The following is a 17,739-nucleotide window of genomic DNA, read 5'->3' on the forward strand; positions in this document are numbered from 1 at the left end:
AAAAGAAATGGTTGTAAAGATTGAACGTGAAGTTGGTGTTATTGACATTTTAGTAAATAATGCAGGTATTATAAAGAGAATTCCAATGTGTGATATGACAGCTGAGGAATTTCGTGAAGTTGTAGATGTTGATTTGAACGCACCATTTATTCTATCTAAGGCAGTAATCCCAGGTATGATAAATAAAGGTCATGGCAAAATTATAAATATTTGCTCTATGACAAGTGAATTAGGACGTGAGACAGTATCAGCGTATGCCGCTGCTAAGGGCGGATTAAAGATGCTTACAAAGAATATTGCATCGGAGTATGGTGAATATAATATACAATGCAATGGCCTTGGTCCGGGTTATATCGAAACTTCTCAGACCGAAGCACTTCGTCAGGAGAGTCATCCTTTTAACGATTTTATTATTGGAAGAACGCCAGCTGCACGATGGGGAACACCGGAAGATATGACAGGTCCAGCTGTATTTTTAGCATCGGAGGCATCTGACTTTGTAAATGGTCATATTCTTTATGTCGATGGTGGTATTCTTGCTACGATTGGTAAGCAACCAAAATACTAAATATTGATAAAGAGATAATAAAGGCTAAGAACTTTATGGTTCAAAGCAATATAGCCCATTCATATATCAAAATTAAAGATTTGAAAAATAGAGAGCCAATGTATGTATAACATGTGTAATATTTTGTAAATTATGTTATAATAAGTGTTGTTAAAAACTATAATCTAATGAATAATAGTAAATTATTATGAACTATTTGGGAAGGGATAAAATTGAATGTTATTAATATTCTATTAAATCTTATTTTGGTTTGTATAGTTGGGCAATTCGCTACAATATCACATGAATTCGGACATGTTATACCAGCATTATTATTTACAAAAGATAATGTTAAAATAACTTTTGGTAATACTGTTATGAAGTCAAAAAAAATTAAATTTAATAGAATGTTCATTGAAATAGGTACATTTCAGCCATTTTTAGGAACAGTAAAATGGAGTGGTGATATGTTATCCAAACTAAAAATTATAATTTGCTCTGCTTGTGGACCTATGACTTCTTTACTTATTGCAATAAGCCTAATATATATAAGTGGAGGGATAAATAATAATATGCTAAAAAAATTAATTTCTTTTTCAGCATATTATCATATTTGGCAATTTATATGTACAGCAATACCAATAATTTATCCAAAGTGGTGGGCTGGATATGGAGGTTATCCAAGTGATGGATATAATATAATAAGTTCTATAAAAGAAAAATAATTTTAAATTTCAGAAAAACATCTATTACTTAATATTCTAATATTGAGCATTATAGGTAGACAATCCTACCTATAATTTTTATAAGGCTATATTTCAACACTATGTTAAAACATAGCCAAATAAAAAAGATATAAATAAAAAGATTTAAGAGATATAAACATAAAGATATAAATAAAGGCTCTGTCACAACCAATTGTTGATAAATAGTTGTGACAGAGCCTATTTGCTCTACTCGATTGAATTTCTTTTAGTTCGAATTATAAAAAATAGTATATTAAAAATATATTTTTAAAAATTATTCAATATTTTTAAGCCCATTAAAGAGTTCATTATAAGATTTTTGATTTTTGCACCTACCATATGATAGTTCTTTATTGGTGCCATACTCAAAAAGAAAACACTTTGTTAATTCTTCTACGGTTTGTTCCAATGATATAAAGAATTGACTATATGCAAAATCATATGCTGGTGTTCCTTCTAGAAAATTAGCAGTAATTAAAGACTCTGTAACTTGGTCAAGTGGGTACATTTTCAAATGAAACAATTCATGAACAATTACTTCTTCAAGGTTTTCTTGTTTTGGATTTGCTATATTAAGAAGAAGTACAGCTTTTCTATCATCACAGTCAACCTTAAAATCCCCTGTTTTTCTCCAATTAATATCATCAACAAATTCAAGCCGAATATCCCAATATGGAGATACACGTAATTTCTTACACCAATATTCAAAAGATTGGTTTATTTTATTTTCATCAACTTTCATCTTGACCTCCCTTTTAGTTACTCTTGATATTTATATTATACCATTTTATGGACAATGAGATATCTTTCTTTCATTGATGTTCTAGTATTTTATATAAATTGGACATAATGCTTAAATATAATTCTTTTTACAAGCATATATTGACATATTTATTAAAACATGGTAGATTTAGCTTAAGCGATTAAGCTAATTATTTTTTACTATATTGATTAAACGCTTAAGTAAGGTTTATCGCTGTATTTTAAGCGAAAACACAATGTTAAATTAGTACATAAAGTTAGGAAACACAAGGACAGAATTACAAGGACAGAAACACAAGGACAGTACACAAAAAAATAAGCAGCATTGAAATGCAAGAAACCCACATTGGTTAGCAACTCAAAAAAGTTAAGCTACAAAGTAATGCTTGGGTAAAGAAAAGGAGAGGAAGAAATTTATGAAAAAGAGTAGAATGATTTGTTCCATGATGGCAGTTCTTATGATGATGCTTTTATTTGCTGGATGTGCAAAAAAAGAAAAGGGAACTGATCAAAAGGTTGATCCAAACCAAAATACAGGTTCGGTGAAAAATGAAGTTACTGTTACATTCTATGATGCAGACGGTACAACAGTATTAAAAACAGAAAGTGTTGAATCTGGTGGTCTGATAAATGAGTACACACCTTCAAAAGATGGTTATGAATTTGTAGGATGGTTTGCAACTCCACAAAAGAGTCATGAATTTGATTTTACAGCTAAGATATCCAAGGATACAAAAGTATTTGGAGGATTTGTTAAGTATCAAGCAGATACTAGAGAATTTGTCATCGTAGGAAATGGTAAGAGTCCTGTATTAATAGCTTCTAGTTGGGGTAAAATCATTAATCCAGAACATAAATTTACGAAAGCAGTAGATAAAAACCAGTACTCGATATCCCTTGATCTTTATGAAGGAGATGAGTTTCAGTTCGTAAAAAACAGTTCATGGGAAAATCAAAGGGGATACGGATACTTAACTACAAATAAACAAGATGGTGTTGAATACTTTGTAAACTCTGGAGCATTAGGAGATAGTTCAACAAAACGTTCCAATATTAAAGTTGCAGTGACTGGTAATTATACATTTGTGTTAACAACTCATCCAGCAGAAGATACTTATGAAACTGAAAATGCGGATTACAAAGAGGATTCAAAAGAGAATTTTAATATAAATCCTTATGATACGATTACATGGACTTATAATGGAAATGTCAAGGAAGAAGCTATCGATATTATCATGAATTATTATATAAAAGGTTCTGGAATTACGAATTGGAAGGATGTTTATACTGATAGAACCGGAATGAAAGAAGAAAACGGTGTACATACCCTAGAGATTGTCTTAAAGCAAGGAGAAGAATTTTTATTTACTTCTTTAGTAACAGCAAATGGGACTTCGTCAGTTGGATCGGAATATCTTCGTTTTAGTAATCTAGACGAAAAATCTAAAGGCTTATTTGATAAGACAGAGAGTTATAATTTAGTAGCAAAGGAGAATGGACTCTATACCTTTACCTATGATTCGGCAACTCAAGGTTTATCAGCAACCTGTGATACATCACAATTTTTACCGAAGTATGACTATTTCATGAAAGGTTCCTTTGGTAATACGGCTTGGGGAACAGAAGGAAATTCTGCATATCAATTGGTTGAAACGGAAGAAGGTTCGAATGTATATGTCTTAAAAGAATTTACGGTTGCAGCCGGAGATGAGCTTGGAATGCAGAGTATGAATGGAAGTGAAAGAGTTCTTTTCTACAATTATAATTATTTGACGGCAGCCGATGAGACCAATGCCAATGCTGACTTTGAATCAAACGGTGCCGCCAATGCAAATATTATCGCAAAATCATCTAATACGTATACAGTAACGTTTCATGCATATACAGAGGAGATTATATTCACTCTTGCGAAATAATTAAACTAGAATGTTGTGGCTTGTAATTTGTACTCGTCCCATGGCTAGTTCAATGCACTCATAAAGCTTTTGAATTTTATTATTTGTAGCGGAAGGCTGATAATAAATATTACAATCCTCCTTTAGCAATTGATATAATGTGTCTTCCGTTACAAGTACATTCTTACCATACAGAGCTTTAAAGTCCTTAACAGATTGAAGGAAAACCATGTGAGGAAATAGTTTTTCAAGCATCGTTTTCAATTTTACATTAACGACTTCAAAGGATGCGAAGATAAATTCTTCACCAGCAAAATAAGTGTTAGTATCAGATAAGAGCTTTTCATAGTCGAATAAAACTTGAAAAAACAGAGGATCATCAATGATACAATCGACTGCGAGCAAGGGAATAAAGTTGTTATTTCCAAGCTTTGAAAACTCTTCCTTAGAAACGTCGTAACAGATAATAGCATCTGAATTGTCTACTTGAGAAAAGTCATCCGGACACAGGAGTGTAAGATGATAGTCATAGTTCTTAAGCACGTTAGCGAAAATATGTAGAAAATGAAGCTGTTCTGCCCGTTTTAAAGGAGTAACATCGGAAGGTAGATAAACTGCGATGCTCCCATTTTTGTTTGAGGCAAGTGCTTTAGCGGATTTATTCGGAGTATAGTTTAATAGATTGATTATCTGGAGAACTTTTTTTCTTGTTTCTTCGCTGATTCTCTCTTCTGTTTTGTTGTTGAGTACATAGGATACGGTTGCAATGGATACACCGGCTTCCCGTGCTATGTCTTTTATTGTTATTTTTGTCTTCATGTCTTATTTATACCTATTTTAAAACTTATTGTCAAGAAAACATTTACAATACGATAGGAATCACTATTGGGTACGCTTAAAGGTATAGGAAAGCTAGTAAAATACCGATGTCTGCGTCACCTCCAGTACTAAGTAGATTATGCGCAGAACTGCGCAGGAATAGGAAAGAGTGAAAGATTTTATCTTTCACTCATCAAGTTTGTGCTGCGCCAAACTTGAGCCATTAGCTACTCCTAAAAGATAGTCGCAGCATGGAGGCTAATTATGAATGAACACGCACTGTTACATAAACCTGACTCTAATTTTTGCTTTCCAGTAGGTGCAAAGCAAATTATCATAAGACTTCGGGTAATGAGAGGAGAGCCATTACATAAGGTTTCAATTCTACATGCCTGTAAATATGATTATCATACAGCCCGTAAGGAAACTATGATGGTGAAAAAATACAGTGATCGTTATTTTGATTACTATGAAACAAAATTAGATTTGGATGATGTTCGGTTTGCATATATTTTTGCATTGGATACAAACGAGGGAAGATTTTATTTTTCGGAAGATGGCGTTACAAAAGAGTATGATTTTAACTTAGGATTTTATAATTTTTTTCAGCTCCCTTATATCAATAAAGAAGATGTGCATGAAACCGTGGAATGGATGAAGAGTGCTGTATTCTATCAGATATTTGTTGACCGGTTTCTGATGGCAAATGAGCAGAAAGATCAAAGTTATATTAACATTTCCTGGGGGGATAGACCAACACCGAAAAGCTTTGCTGGTGGTGACTTAAAGGGAATAATAACGAGGCTTGATTATATTAAAGATCTGGGAGCTAATACCATTTATCTGACACCAATATTTTTATCCAAATCAAATCATAAGTACGATACTATTGACTATAAAGAAATTGATCCGCAATTTGGAAATAATGAAGATTTGAAAGAATTAGTAACGAACGCTCATAAGAAGGGTGTACGAATTGTTCTTGATGCTGTGTTTAACCATTGCAGCAACAAAATGATGCAGTTTCAGGATGTCGTAAAGAAGGGAAAAGAATCCGAGTATTATAGCTGGTTTTATATACATGGAGACACTGTAACTACCGAACCATGCAATTATGAGTGTTTTGGTGCTTGTGATTATATGCCAAAATTAAATACATCGAATGAAGAGGTACGTAAGTTTTTAATTGATATTGCTTGCTATTATATCAAAGAGTTTGATATCGATGGATGGAGGCTTGATGTATCGGATGAAATCTCTCATGATTTCTGGCGTTTATTTCGTAAAGAAATAAAGATGATCAAAGAAGATTGTGTTATAATTGGTGAGAATTGGCATGATGCTTATCCATTTTTAATGGGCGATCAGTTTGATAGTATTATGAATTATTCTTTCACCAAAGCATGTCTAGATTACTTTGCTTTTGAAAAATTACATACACAAAATTTTGTATATAAATTAAATGAAATTCTCATGCGAAATAAACAAGCTGTGAATGAAATGATGCTAAATCTTTTGGATTCTCATGACACACATCGATTTTTTACTGAGATAAAAAAGGATAAGGATAAGTTAATGGCAGCAATTGCGATTGCAACATGTTATCTTGGAGCACCTTGTATCTACTATGGAACTGAAATCTGCATGGAGGGTGGATATGATCCGGATAGCAGACGTACGTTTGACTGGGAGGAAACTAATTGGGATTCTACAGTAATATCAACGATTCGAAAGGTATTGTCCTTAAAAAAAGAACCCTCTTTACAAGAAGGTGAAATCAAGCTGGAAGCAATCGGAGAGGTTTTTTCATTAGAAAGATATTTGGAAAATGAAAGTATTACATTGCTCTATAATGCCGGATGTTGTGATGAAGTACTAGATTCATTAAATCAAATATCAGAAAAAGAATGTAAAATAGTTGTAGAAAATGGATTTCAGAACGATGTTTTACGTAATGGTGGCTTTATTATATTGAAAAAAACTATTAGCTAATAGAGTTTTATAATAGCAATTCCAATAATTTATAGAATCATTGATTGTTACTGATTATTACTAAATAGTCACTGTTACGTCTTTTATTAGAAAACTAACCTAACGATTAGGAAAGAAAGTAGTAGCCAATTAGCGCTCATTAACTATTTCATTATACATTTTATGAAAGGAGAATTAGATGAAAAAGAAAGGAAAACAATTAATAGCTCTCTTACTCTGTGGAGTATTATTCGTCGGTTGTGGAAAAAGTAAAAGTTCACAGGGTAATGCTACTTCAGCTGGCAGTACCTTATTCCAGGGAGAACTTGAGAGGAATGTTACTATTCGTGTATTAGAAAATGATACTGCAATTGAAAGAGGATATTTTAAAGAATTAATTAATGCATTCAATGAAAAATATAAGGAATATGGAATTGTTGCTGTAGATGCCAATATGGATCAATATCTTGATCTTGCAAACGATGGCCCTTATGGTTATGGTCCGGATGTTTTATATCAGGCAAATGATGTACTGATGAAGTATGTGAAAGGAAAACATATTCTTCCGCTACCAGTGGAGTCTCTTGATTGTTATGATCAAGTTCCAGAAGTTGCTTGGAAGGCTTATCAGACTGAGGTTGATGGTAAGGTTTATACCTGTGGTGTACCTGTTATTGTTCAAGCTCCTATGTTATATTATCGAAAAGATATGTTGCCAAAGGATTGGGATAAAACTTGGGATGACAATCAGAATGGTATACCAGATATGTTAGAGAACTGGAATGCAATGTATCGTTATTCAAAAGAGATTCATGAGGCTGACAGTACCAAATATGGATATATGGAGTCTCTATATGATCCATACTTTTCCACTGGATACTTATTTTCCTATGGAGGCTATATCTTTGGGCAAAACAATACGGATTCCAAAGATATTGGACTGGGAGCTGGTGATGCCTACAAGGGAATTAAGGTGTTAAAGCAGCTTGCCGGGATTATGAATGAGGAGTGTATTGATGAGACAATTCAAAGAAACGTATATGGCAAATTAGCAGATGGCACTTATTTTGCAACAATTTCAACACCGGATGTATATACAACCTTTTTAAAGGAACTTATCTCAAATTATGAAAAAGATGGACTCTCGAAAGACGAAGCTAAGAAAAAAGCGGAAAAGAATCTTATGATAACATCTCTGCCGCAGTTACCTGTAAGTGGTGATATAACACAGGAATCAAAGGAGTTCATGGAAATGAAAGCCATGGGTGGTATCAATGGCTACGCTATTAGCGCGTATACGAGCGTTCCAAATGCTTGTTTAGCATTTGTAGATTTTGCATCAAGTTATGACATGTTAATGAAAAGAAATGAGTTTTTAGGAATCGCTCCCGCAAGGAATGATGCAGCTACAGCAACAGGAGGACTTTCTGCGATACTATATGAGAAACTTGCAACTGGAAATATAGTTATTATGCCATCGATTCAAGAAGTTGCACAGATATGGGATCCTCTGAATACCTTTTTTTCTGATTTAGCAAAAGATGCCTTCCGTAAAGAGGGAGACCAGAAATATACAACGAAGGAAACTTATCAGAAAGGTCTTGATACTGTAAGTAAACAGATTTTCGATGCTATCTTTACTTTATCAACGACACAGGAGGCGCAAAATGGTGAAGGAAAAGAGGATAGAAAATAATAAAAAAGGCCTTGGCTATATCGTTGCATCAGCTTGTATCATGGGACTGGGGCAATTTCTCTATAAACAGTACATAAAAGGGTTGTTATATTTTCTTTTGTTTCTAGGTTTTTTACTGTATTTCATTTTTTATGGGATTGATGCTATAAAAGGGTTTCTTACACTGGGAACTCAAAAAGCGGATGCATGGCTAGGTATTAAGGGGGACAACTCGGTACTCCTTCTCATCTTGGGAATCTTAGCTTTAATATTAATTTTGCTGTTTTTATGCTGTTATTTTAATAACATCAAGGATGTGAAGAAAACAGTTCTAAGGGTACAACAAGGGAAAAAACCCCTCACATTCAGAGAAGAGGCTTCTCAATTACTGGATAAAAAATTCTATCTAAGTGTACTATTCTTTCCAATCCTTGGGGTATGTATATTTAACATTGTACCGATTGTTTTTATGATATTTATTGCCTTTACGAATTACGGTGGGAATATTATACCGCCAGAGCTTGTTGACTGGGTAGGCTTTCAGAATTTTAAAAAGCTTTTAACATTATCACAGTTTGCACCAACGTTCTTTCGTATCCTATTATGGAACTTATTATGGGCAGTAGTATCCACAGCCATCAATTATTTTGGCGGTTTATTTTTAGCCTTACTCTTAAATAAAAAATGTGTAAAAGGAAAAGCATTTTGGAGGGCATTTCCGGTGCTTGCTTATGCAATTCCTGGTTTTATAACCTTGCTAGCATTTAAGTTTATGTTCTCTTATGGAGGACCGATAAATCAATTGATTATAGGAGCTGGACATAAGGCAATCGGTTTTTTAGATTTGGATGCAAAATGGACTGCAAGGATCATCGGATTTGGAGTGAATGCATGGATTAGCATACCAACAACGATGTTACTTGCCACAGGAATTTTGTCCAATATGGATGAAACATTATCAGAAGCAGCAAAAATAGATGGAGCAGGACCATGGAAACGATTCAAAAAAATAACTTTTCCATTTGTCCTATTCTCTACAACACCTGTATTAATCACTCAATTCATGGGTAATTTCAATAACTTTGGTATCTTCTATTTCTTGCGAGGTGGATTGTATCTAGATGGTTATTTCTTAGCAAGTGATACGGATTTATTGATAAATTGGCTGTATAACCTTTCGATTGATAACAATTATTATAATATTGGTGCAGCAATCAGTCTGGTTATCTTCTTGTTAACATCAATCTTTTCACTTTTGATTTATGTAAGATCACATTCCTATAGAGAGGAGGATACCTTTCAATGAGACAAAAACAAAGTTTTATAAAAAACTTGGATACCATAGTCACCTATATCATTTTAATTTTGGTTGCCTTAGTATTTTTCTTCCCTTGTCTGTGGTTAATCCTTGCATCCTTTTCAAAATCAGGAACCATTTACTCCTTTGATGGATTTTTCCCAACGGAGTATAGCCTCGATAGTTTTCGTATGTTATTTACCGATACCGCTATCTATAATTATCCAAGATGGTTTTTAAATACCCTCTTCATTGCCTCCTTTAGCTGTATCTTAAGCACCTTTTTAGTAATATTAACTGCGTATACAATGTCACGATTTCAGTTTAAGGCTAGAAAACCAATTATGAAAACTACTTTAGTACTTGGTATGTTCCCTTCTTTTATGGGAATGATAGCAGTTTACTTATTGATGACCCAGTTTAATCTGATTAATAATCATTGGGGGCTTATCCTGATTTATAGTGCTGGAGCACCGATGGGATATCTTACGCAGAAGGGATTCTTTGATACAATACCGACTTCAATCGATGAAGCTGCTAGAATCGATGGTGCGAACAATTTTACTGTTTTTCGTAAAATAAATTTACCGCTTTCTATGCCGATTATTGTCTATACCGCATTAACTTCTTTTACTTGGCCATGGAGTGACTTTATCTTACCAAAGCTTTTATTAAAAGAAAAAAATATGTATACGGTAGCAGAAGGATTAATGAGTTTAGGTGAAACAGAATTTGCACGATTTGCAGCGGGCTCAATCTTCATCGCGGTCCCAATTGTTATTTTATACTTTTTCTTAGTGAAATACATGGTCAATGGCATGGCATCCGGTGCGGTAAAGGGGTAAATTGATAGAAGTCATCAATTGATAGAAGTCATCAATTAATAAAGCTATCCTAATCAGTTAGCTATGAAGAGTCCTATATTTACTTGGTGGCATTCCTTTCATAGATTGAAATACTTTAGAGTAATATAATCCATTGTCATAACCTACAGAAGCTGCAATTGCTCCAATGGACAAATCTGTATTTTTTAGTAGCGTACAAGAGTATTTGATACGAAATTCTGAGAGATACTCTTTTGGGGACTTTCCTAAGTGTGCTTTAAACTCACGAAAGAGATGGCTTCGGCTGATTCCAACATAGGCAGCTACATCATCAATGGTAATCGGATAAGAAAAATGTGACTCCATATAAGTAATGCCTTTTTGGACATAATCAAGGTTCTGATGATGTTTTTTATTATGATCCGATGCACCGGTAAGGAAAAGGCTTAAGGTAATATAGAGTTGGCCAGCCATAGCAACTGCATTGGAGAATTCATTTCCACGAGCTTCATAAATTTTATATAGCTGATCCCTCACATTCTCTCCAAAGGAACAAGAAGGAATTACCGGAGATTCGCTTGAAAAATCTGTGGACTCTAATATTAATCCAGCATCACTTCCGGAAAAACCAACCCAATAATATTCCCATGGGTCGTAAGCATCTGCATAATAGGTTACCTGAGTATCCGGATAAATTAAAAATACATCACCTGAGGTTAGGGGAAAGGTTTTATGATTTGTTTCATAATATCCTTTCCCTGAAACTATGTAATGGATTAAATAGTGGTCACGTACTCCGGGCCCCCACTGATAATTTGGCTCACATCGCTGATAACCAACATTATATACGGATAAGGATACCATTTCCTTTTCTTTCACTTTATAAGAATTCTTAAATGTCTGATTCATCATATCCCCCCATTCTTGCGTACAATCATTCCGCATACTGCCTAATCTAATTTCTATGCTATATGGTGAAAAATCTAGGCAGCACCATATTTCTCTTCTGATTTATTTTCATTTATTATATCACACCAACGGTAATATGCAACATTATTACATAAAGAGAATACTTTTTCATATTGTAATCTATCCAAGATAAGATATGATATTAGTAGTATAAAAAACAATCCGGAATTGATTTTTTAGCTGCAACGATAGACAAAGATGTTTGCAAATACAGCTAATTAGAGAAAAAGACACTATATTAAATCAAAATAGTAGAAAAATAATTGGATCTATAATAAAGGAGGTAGTATTATGAAGATTTTAGTGCTTGGTGGGGCTGGATACATTGGTTCTCATACCGTTTATGAATTAATTGCTGCGAATGAACAGGTTGTGATAATTGACAATCTTGAAACAGGGCATAAAGAAGCTGTTCATCCAGATGCAACATTTTATCAGGGTGATATCCGTGATCGAGCATTTTTAGATTCTGTATTAGAAAAAGAAAAGGATATCGATGCGGTAATTCATTTTGCTGCGAATTCCTTAGTTGGGGAGAGCATGGTAAACCCATTAAAATATTATGATAACAACTTATGTGGTACGAAAGTGTTATTAGAGGCACTTGTAGCACATGGAATTGATAAAGTGGTATTCTCGTCTACAGCTGCAACCTATGGAGAACCAGAGCGTGTACCAATTGTTGAGTCTGACCGTACAGAACCAACCAATACCTATGGTGAAACAAAGTTATCCATGGAAAAGATGTTCAAATGGACTTCTATGGCTCATAATCTTCGTTATGTATCTCTTCGCTATTTTAATGCTTGTGGTGCTATTATGTCCGGACAAATTGGAGAAGCTCACAATCCAGAGTCACACTTAATTCCAATCATTTTACAGGTTGCTAATCACAAGAGAGAATCAATCAATGTATTTGGAACAGATTATGAAACCAAAGATGGTTCTTGTGTACGAGATTATATCCATGTGCTTGATTTAGCGCAGGCTCACATTTTAGCAGTGAAATATTTAATGGCTGGCGGTGAAAGTAATATCTTTAATCTTGGAAATGGCATGGGAAACACCGTATTAGAGGTTATTGAGGCAGCTAAAAAAGTGACTGGGGAAGAAATTCCTGTAGTTTTGGCAGACCGTAGAGCAGGTGATCCTGCAACTTTAGTAGCATCCAGTGAGAAGGCGAAAGCCGTACTTGGATGGAAACCACAGCATGCAGATATTGAAGAAATTATTGAAAGTGCATGGAATTGGCATAAAAATCACCCAAATGGATTTGAAAAATAGATATACTGAGAGGGAATAAGGTTAAAGTGATGAAAGTAAAAACCTTCTCAGGATTGGAGGAGTAATTTGAACGTATACCAAGCAATTGCGCGTTTGGTTCAATATGGAATCGTAACGGGCCTAATAGAGGAAGAAGATCGTATCTATGTTAGAAATCGAATCTTATCTGAATTACAATTAAGTGATTATACGGAGGATGTGGTTTCCACATCCTCTGAGGCAGAATCAAATAGAACTAATATATCTGAGGCAGAATCCAATAGACCTAATATATCTGAGACAAAAGTAGAAGATATAGAAGAAATATTAAAAGTTTTACTTGACTATGCTTGTAAACAAAATTTAATAGAGGATAGTATCCTATATCGTGATTTATATGACACAAAACTTATGGATTGCTTAACTCCATATCCAAGAGAAGTAGTTAAGACTTTCAACTTGCTTTATCAAAAGGATAAAGTAGCAGCGACGGATTACTATTATAAACTTAGTCAGGATAGCGATTATATACGTCGTTATCGTATTCAAAAAGATGTGAAATGGATTACGAAAACAGAATATGGTGACCTTGATATTACAATCAACTTATCAAAACCTGAGAAAGATCCAAAAGCGATTGCTGCTTTATTACATGCAGCAAACACAGATTATCCAGCATGTCAGTTATGTAAGGAAAATGAAGGTTATGCTGGAAGATTAAATCACCCTGCAAGAAATACTCTTCGGACAATACCAATTACGATTCAAGAGGAACCTTGGTTTCTACAATACTCACCATATGTATACTATAATGAGCACAGTATTGTATTTCGTGGAGAACATAGTCCAATGAAAATTGATCGGACTACGTTTGCTAAATTATTTGATTTTATTCAGTTTTTGCCTCATTATTTCGTAGGTTCCAATGCGGACTTACCTATTGTGGGAGGTTCTATCTTAACACATGAGCACTATCAAGGGGGAAATTATACCTTCGCCATGGCAAGAGCCAAGGTAGAAGAAAAATTTTCTTTACCAGGATTTGAAGATGTTGAGGCTGCAATTGTAAAATGGCCAATGTCAGTGATACGTTTGCGTAGTAAAGATACAAAATCGATTGTAGAACTTGCAGAAAGAATTAGAATTGCATGGCAATCCTATAGCGATGAAAGCGTAATGATTTATTCGGAGACGGAAGCTACACCACACAATACCATAACCCCAATTGCCAGAAAGGTTTCTGATTATTATGAACTTGATTTAGTTCTTCGTAATAATATCACTACGAAAGAGCATCCAGATGGTTTATATCATCCACATAAAGAGCATCATCATATAAAGAAGGAGAACATTGGTCTTATTGAGGTTATGGGGTTTGCAATTTTACCGTCCCGTTTACTTCTTGAATTAGAAGAGGTTAAAACCTGCATCTTACAGAATAAAGATCCAATGGATCAAGAATCGACTGCAAAACATGCAGAATGGATCGCAGCTATACAAAAGAAGTATACCAAACTAACGGAAGATACAATTGACAATGTTATGAAAGATGAAGTAGGACTTGTATTTTGTTCCATCTTAGAGCAAGCTGGAGTATTCAAGCGTACGAAGGAAGGTAAACAAGCATTTTTACGCTTTATGGAATCCCTCGGTGCTAAGGAACTCTAATCGGTATTCGGTTGGCGTCATCCCAGTCTTCGAGCGAAACAGTCTAGTGAAATGAGGCATATCTTCAAAGCCAGTTAATCTTGCTGCTTCTTTAATAGAGATGGTCTGATCCGTTAATAAGAACTGTACTTGATTTAATCTAGTTTCAAGTAAGTCTGCTTTTGGCGAGGTATGAAAATAATACTTATAATAGTAATGAAAACGACTGACACTTAAGTTTGCCAAGTTTGCCATCTCAGGAAGAGTCCAATCTTTTGAATAGTTTGTTAGTATTTGTATACGAACACTTTTCATAACATCTAATATATTTTCAGAGGTAACCCCTTTGTGATGAGGTACATTGATATCTCTACTTACCGTAATTAGTAGTTCGGTGAGTAGAGAATGGATGGCCAATTCATATAAGGGGTCTTTTGTTATACTTTGATTTAAGATTTGTTGTATGTATTGGTTAATTGCAGTATAGTGCTTTGGATAGAAAATAGTGTTAGTTGGAATGTGAAACTGAGATAAATATTCTTCCTCTACTTCAAAGTGAAGAAAGCTATTGTAGAAAATTTCTACATTTCCGTAATATTGTCTTGCATTCGGTGAATAGAGAATACAAGCGTTTGGTTTTGTTAACGTAGTGTGATGATTTAATGTGACTTTCATAGGAGCAATGAAATAAAGAAATAAATAATCTCCGGAACCATTTGGTCGGTCAATAACATCATAATTTGCATTGTGCGTATTGTAACCACAGTGACTCAAATGAATCATAGAACTCCTCCATTCTGCCACGCCTGCGAATTTGGGCGTTGCACAATAATTTTCTTAGTAATAGTTTCGCAATTCACTTTATAAAATACATTTTATTTTCAAACGGACTACTTTCAAACACAGTAGAAAAAGACAATGATACGGTACTTTTCTACATTTGAAATCAACCCATGCTGTGCTATATGTATTAATAGGTTAAATGATTACCTAACACCTATGAATTATAAGGGCAAGTAACCATAGAACTCCAAGAATTAGAGTACTACACAATCTATATCAGGTCAATAGATTATCACAAGGATAGTTATGGAATAAGGTAATGAATTTAAATGAAATAACGAAGGTAGTTTTAACGGCTTGGGGTTAATTACAAGAACAAATGTGAATGTTACATAAGGAGGAAAACAATGAAAGCAAAGCTTACTTTATCAAAGATTAGTAAGATAGGATCCATAGACAAAAGAATCTATGGCTCCTTTATCGAGCATCTAGGAAGAGCAGTATACGGCGGTATCTATGAGCCAGATCATGAAACTTCAGATGATATGGGATTTCGTCAAGATGTAATGGAGTTAATTAAGGAATTAAATATTCCAATTGTACGTTATCCAGGTGGTAATTTTGTATCGGGCTACCGTTGGGAGGATGGTATAGGAGATAAAGCGAAGAGACCAAGACGTCTTGACCTTGCTTGGAAGAGCATTGAGACAAATGAGGTTGGTGTAGATGAGTTTCAGGAATGGGCGGAACGTGCCAATAGTGATGTTATGATGGCTGTAAATCTGGGTACAAGAGGACCTAGGGAAGCGCAGGATATCGTAGAGTATTGTAATTTTCCTGGAGGAACTTATTACAGTGACTTAAGAAGAAAGAACGGATTTGAGAAACCATTTGATATTAGAGTTTGGTGCTTAGGTAATGAGATGGATGGTCCATGGCAAACTTGTGCTAAGACGGCGGAAGAATACGGAAGAATCGCTTGTGAAACAGCAAAAATTATGAAATGGGTTGATCCAAGCATTGAATTAGTTGCATGTGGTAGTTCTAGTTTAACAATGCCTACCTTTGGAGATTGGGAACGTACGGTATTAGAACATACCTATGATTATGTTGATTATATTTCCTTGCATCAATACTATAATAATTATGAAAATGATCCAGATGTTTTCTTAGCTAGATCCTTAGAGATGGAAACTTTTATTGAATCGGTAGTAGCAATTTGTGATTCTGTAAAGGCGAAAAAACATTCTAAAAAGACAATCAATCTATCTTTTGATGAGTGGAATGTATGGTTCCATAGTCATGGACAGGATAAGAAGGTAGAGCCTTGGGGTGTAGCGCCAAGCTTATTAGAGGATGTTTATACCTTTGAAGATGCTTTGTTAGTTGGATGTCTGTTAATTGCACTGGTAAAACATTGTGACCGTGTAAAAATGGCATGCCTTGCACAATTAGTGAATGTTATTGCTCCTATTATGACAGAGAATGGTGGAACTGCTTGGGCTCAAACAATTTTCTATCCATTTATGCATGTATCAAACTATGGTAGGGGTACCGCTTTAAAACCAATCTTAGAGTGCGAAACCTATGAGAATAAAATCAGTGATAAAGTTCCTTATGTAGAAACAGTTGCAGTACATAATGAAGAAAAGAATGAGGTTGTTGTATTTGCTGTAAATCGTTCCGCAGATCAAACCATTGATTTTTCAATTGATTTATCAGAGTTTAGGAATGCAAAATTGGTGGAGCATACCGAGATGATCCATTCAGACTTAAAGGCTACAAATACTGCTAGTAATCCTAAGAATGTAGTTCCTAGTACAACTGGAACTACAAACATCGATGGAATTACTGCAATAGCGACATTAAAGCCATATTCCTGGAATGTAATTCGTTTTGCATTGTAATTAAATTTAGTAGCATAACATAAGTATTTGTAACCGTTAATAGTAAGCTATCAAAGAAATCTGTGTTTTTATTTCTTTGATAGCTTTGTTTGAATATGAAATTTTGGAATATATAAATTAAAGCTTGATAATTTAGTGCATTTTATTTTCCAGCTCAGAAATCTTTATTTGATATCTAAATCTAGTATAAAGAAGGTAACATAAATGAAAATGAAAAAAATAAATTCAATAGGCTATGGTCATAAGATTATTTCAATCTCTGCTGTATTTTTAGTTGTTATACCTGGTATATCTTATTTATTTTCGTATTTATTAAAAGTGGCTGGATTGCTACACATTTCAAAAGTTTCTATTGCGATTGGTTTACTCATCCTTTTATTTTTATTCCTATTGTTAAAGATTGAGTTTCATCAGGACAAAAAATTGGAACGATACTTTGAGAATAATAAAAATACAAGATTATTACTCCATAATGGCTTTTATGAGTGCCAAGCTTGTGGAAATCGAAATGTTAAACAAGAGCAGAAAAGATGTGATGTATGTGGGTCACTTTTTAAATGAGAAGATGAAGTATGAAAATTTAGAAAGCGATAAAGAGGACATTATATTTACAAATTCTTAATTATAATAAGAA

The 17,739-nt window shown here is 34.2% G+C and carries 15 protein-coding genes; 11 read left to right on the forward strand and 4 right to left on the reverse strand.

All coding sequences use genetic code 11. The annotated features are described in order from the left end of the window. Together RTP52_RS01700 and RTP52_RS01710 are read left to right on the forward strand one after the other, a co-directional pair. Window positions 1–568: SDR family oxidoreductase (locus tag RTP52_RS01700; RefSeq protein ID WP_312368820.1), on the forward strand; the 568-nt coding region annotated here is incomplete at its 5' end. A 212-nt stretch (window positions 569–780) separates the two neighbouring features. Beyond that, window positions 781–1,272 carry a hypothetical protein gene (locus tag RTP52_RS01710; RefSeq protein ID WP_312368822.1) on the forward strand — a complete coding sequence of 164 codons (492 nt, stop codon included), beginning with the start codon at window positions 781–783 and terminating at the stop codon, window positions 1,270–1,272. A gap of 295 nt (window positions 1,273–1,567) precedes the next feature. On the opposite strand, the gene RTP52_RS01715 is transcribed toward RTP52_RS01710, so the two are convergent. Next, window positions 1,568–2,035, reverse strand: coding sequence for a hypothetical protein (locus RTP52_RS01715; protein WP_312368823.1), 468 nt, complete (start codon window positions 2,033–2,035; stop codon window positions 1,568–1,570). Window positions 2,036–2,471: 436 nt separating this feature from the next. On the opposite strand from RTP52_RS01715, the gene RTP52_RS01720 reads away from it, so the two are divergent. Then, window positions 2,472–3,971, forward strand: a complete 1,500-nt coding sequence (locus RTP52_RS01720; protein WP_312368825.1) for an InlB B-repeat-containing protein — start codon at window positions 2,472–2,474, stop codon at window positions 3,969–3,971. Here the strand turns inward: RTP52_RS01720 and RTP52_RS01725 are convergent, their stop codons facing one another. Further along, the gene (locus RTP52_RS01725; RefSeq protein WP_312368827.1) at window positions 3,972–4,769 is read right to left on the reverse strand and encodes a LacI family DNA-binding transcriptional regulator; all 798 of its coding nucleotides are present in this window, start codon (window positions 4,767–4,769) and stop codon (window positions 3,972–3,974) included. 264 nt (window positions 4,770–5,033) lie between these two features. Here RTP52_RS01725 and RTP52_RS01730 point away from each other — a divergent pair, with 264 nt between their 5' ends. From RTP52_RS01730 to RTP52_RS01745, 4 genes are all read left to right on the forward strand, one after another. Then, window positions 5,034–6,761, forward strand: a complete 1,728-nt coding sequence (locus RTP52_RS01730) for an alpha amylase N-terminal ig-like domain-containing protein (protein WP_312368828.1) — start codon at window positions 5,034–5,036, stop codon at window positions 6,759–6,761. 178 nt (window positions 6,762–6,939) lie between these two features. Further along, window positions 6,940–8,436 carry a sugar ABC transporter substrate-binding protein gene (locus RTP52_RS01735; protein ID WP_312368830.1) on the forward strand — a complete coding sequence of 499 codons (1,497 nt, stop codon included), beginning with the start codon at window positions 6,940–6,942 and terminating at the stop codon, window positions 8,434–8,436. Beyond that, window positions 8,408–9,721, forward strand: a complete 1,314-nt coding sequence (locus RTP52_RS01740; protein ID WP_312368831.1) for a carbohydrate ABC transporter permease — start codon at window positions 8,408–8,410, stop codon at window positions 9,719–9,721. The genes RTP52_RS01735 and RTP52_RS01740 overlap by 29 nt, the downstream gene beginning before the upstream one ends. Further along, entirely contained in the window at window positions 9,718–10,557 is an 840-nt protein-coding gene (locus RTP52_RS01745; RefSeq protein WP_312105648.1) for a sugar ABC transporter permease, read from the forward strand. Before RTP52_RS01740 ends, RTP52_RS01745 begins: the two co-directional genes overlap by 4 nt. 57 nt (window positions 10,558–10,614) lie before the next feature. On the opposite strand, the gene RTP52_RS01750 is transcribed toward RTP52_RS01745, so the two are convergent. Next, window positions 10,615–11,445 (reverse strand): AraC family transcriptional regulator, encoded by an 831-nt coding sequence (locus RTP52_RS01750; RefSeq protein ID WP_312105650.1) that lies wholly within the window; start codon window positions 11,443–11,445, stop codon window positions 10,615–10,617. A 351-nt stretch (window positions 11,446–11,796) separates the two neighbouring features. Here RTP52_RS01750 and galE point away from each other — a divergent pair, with 351 nt between their 5' ends. Together galE and RTP52_RS01760 are read left to right on the forward strand one after the other, a co-directional pair. After that, window positions 11,797–12,789, forward strand: coding sequence for a UDP-glucose 4-epimerase GalE (gene galE / locus RTP52_RS01755; RefSeq protein WP_312368832.1), 993 nt, complete (start codon window positions 11,797–11,799; stop codon window positions 12,787–12,789). A 66-nt stretch (window positions 12,790–12,855) separates the two neighbouring features. Continuing rightward, a complete protein-coding gene (locus tag RTP52_RS01760) occupies window positions 12,856–14,436 on the forward strand; it encodes a UDP-glucose--hexose-1-phosphate uridylyltransferase (RefSeq protein ID WP_312368834.1) in 1,581 nt (526 codons plus the stop codon). On the opposite strand, the gene RTP52_RS01765 is transcribed toward RTP52_RS01760, so the two are convergent. After that, on the reverse strand, window positions 14,398–15,198 hold the full coding sequence (locus RTP52_RS01765; protein WP_312368836.1) for a helix-turn-helix transcriptional regulator: 801 nt from the start codon (window positions 15,196–15,198) through the stop codon (window positions 14,398–14,400). The genes RTP52_RS01760 and RTP52_RS01765 overlap by 39 nt on opposite strands. A gap of 407 nt (window positions 15,199–15,605) precedes the next feature. Between RTP52_RS01765 and arfA the strand changes: the two genes are divergently transcribed. Both arfA and RTP52_RS01775 read left to right on the forward strand, forming a co-directional pair. Next, window positions 15,606–17,105, forward strand: coding sequence for an arabinosylfuranosidase ArfA (arfA, locus tag RTP52_RS01770; RefSeq protein ID WP_312368838.1), 1,500 nt, complete (start codon window positions 15,606–15,608; stop codon window positions 17,103–17,105). A gap of 204 nt (window positions 17,106–17,309) precedes the next feature. Continuing rightward, window positions 17,310–17,666, forward strand: coding sequence for a hypothetical protein (locus tag RTP52_RS01775; RefSeq protein ID WP_312368841.1), 357 nt, complete (start codon window positions 17,310–17,312; stop codon window positions 17,664–17,666). Window positions 17,667–17,739: the final 73 nt, after the last annotated feature.

The sequence above is a fragment of the Lachnoclostridium sp. genome (assembly GCF_031997925.1).
Lineage (GTDB): Bacteria > Bacillota > Clostridia > Lachnospirales > Lachnospiraceae > Lachnoclostridium.

Excerpts from the sequence above, each read along its gene's own strand:
- RTP52_RS01715 (WP_312368823.1), bottom strand. The coding sequence starts at position 2,035 with ATGAAAGTTGATGAAAATAAAATAAACCAATCTTTTGAATATTGGTGT.
- RTP52_RS01720 (WP_312368825.1), top strand. The coding sequence starts at position 2,472 with ATGAAAAAGAGTAGAATGATTTGTTCCATGATGGCAGTTCTTATGATG.
- RTP52_RS01725 (WP_312368827.1), bottom strand. The coding sequence starts at position 4,769 with ATGAAGACAAAAATAACAATAAAAGACATAGCACGGGAAGCCGGTGTA.
- RTP52_RS01730 (WP_312368828.1), top strand. The coding sequence starts at position 5,034 with ATGAATGAACACGCACTGTTACATAAACCTGACTCTAATTTTTGCTTT.
- RTP52_RS01735 (WP_312368830.1), top strand. The coding sequence starts at position 6,940 with ATGAAAAAGAAAGGAAAACAATTAATAGCTCTCTTACTCTGTGGAGTA.
- RTP52_RS01740 (WP_312368831.1), top strand. The coding sequence starts at position 8,408 with ATGGTGAAGGAAAAGAGGATAGAAAATAATAAAAAAGGCCTTGGCTAT.
- RTP52_RS01745 (WP_312105648.1), top strand. The coding sequence starts at position 9,718 with ATGAGACAAAAACAAAGTTTTATAAAAAACTTGGATACCATAGTCACC.
- RTP52_RS01750 (WP_312105650.1), bottom strand. The coding sequence starts at position 11,445 with ATGAATCAGACATTTAAGAATTCTTATAAAGTGAAAGAAAAGGAAATG.
- galE (WP_312368832.1), top strand. The coding sequence starts at position 11,797 with ATGAAGATTTTAGTGCTTGGTGGGGCTGGATACATTGGTTCTCATACC.
- RTP52_RS01765 (WP_312368836.1), bottom strand. The coding sequence starts at position 15,198 with ATGATTCATTTGAGTCACTGTGGTTACAATACGCACAATGCAAATTAT.
- arfA (WP_312368838.1), top strand. The coding sequence starts at position 15,606 with ATGAAAGCAAAGCTTACTTTATCAAAGATTAGTAAGATAGGATCCATA.
- RTP52_RS01775 (WP_312368841.1), top strand. The coding sequence starts at position 17,310 with ATGAAAATGAAAAAAATAAATTCAATAGGCTATGGTCATAAGATTATT.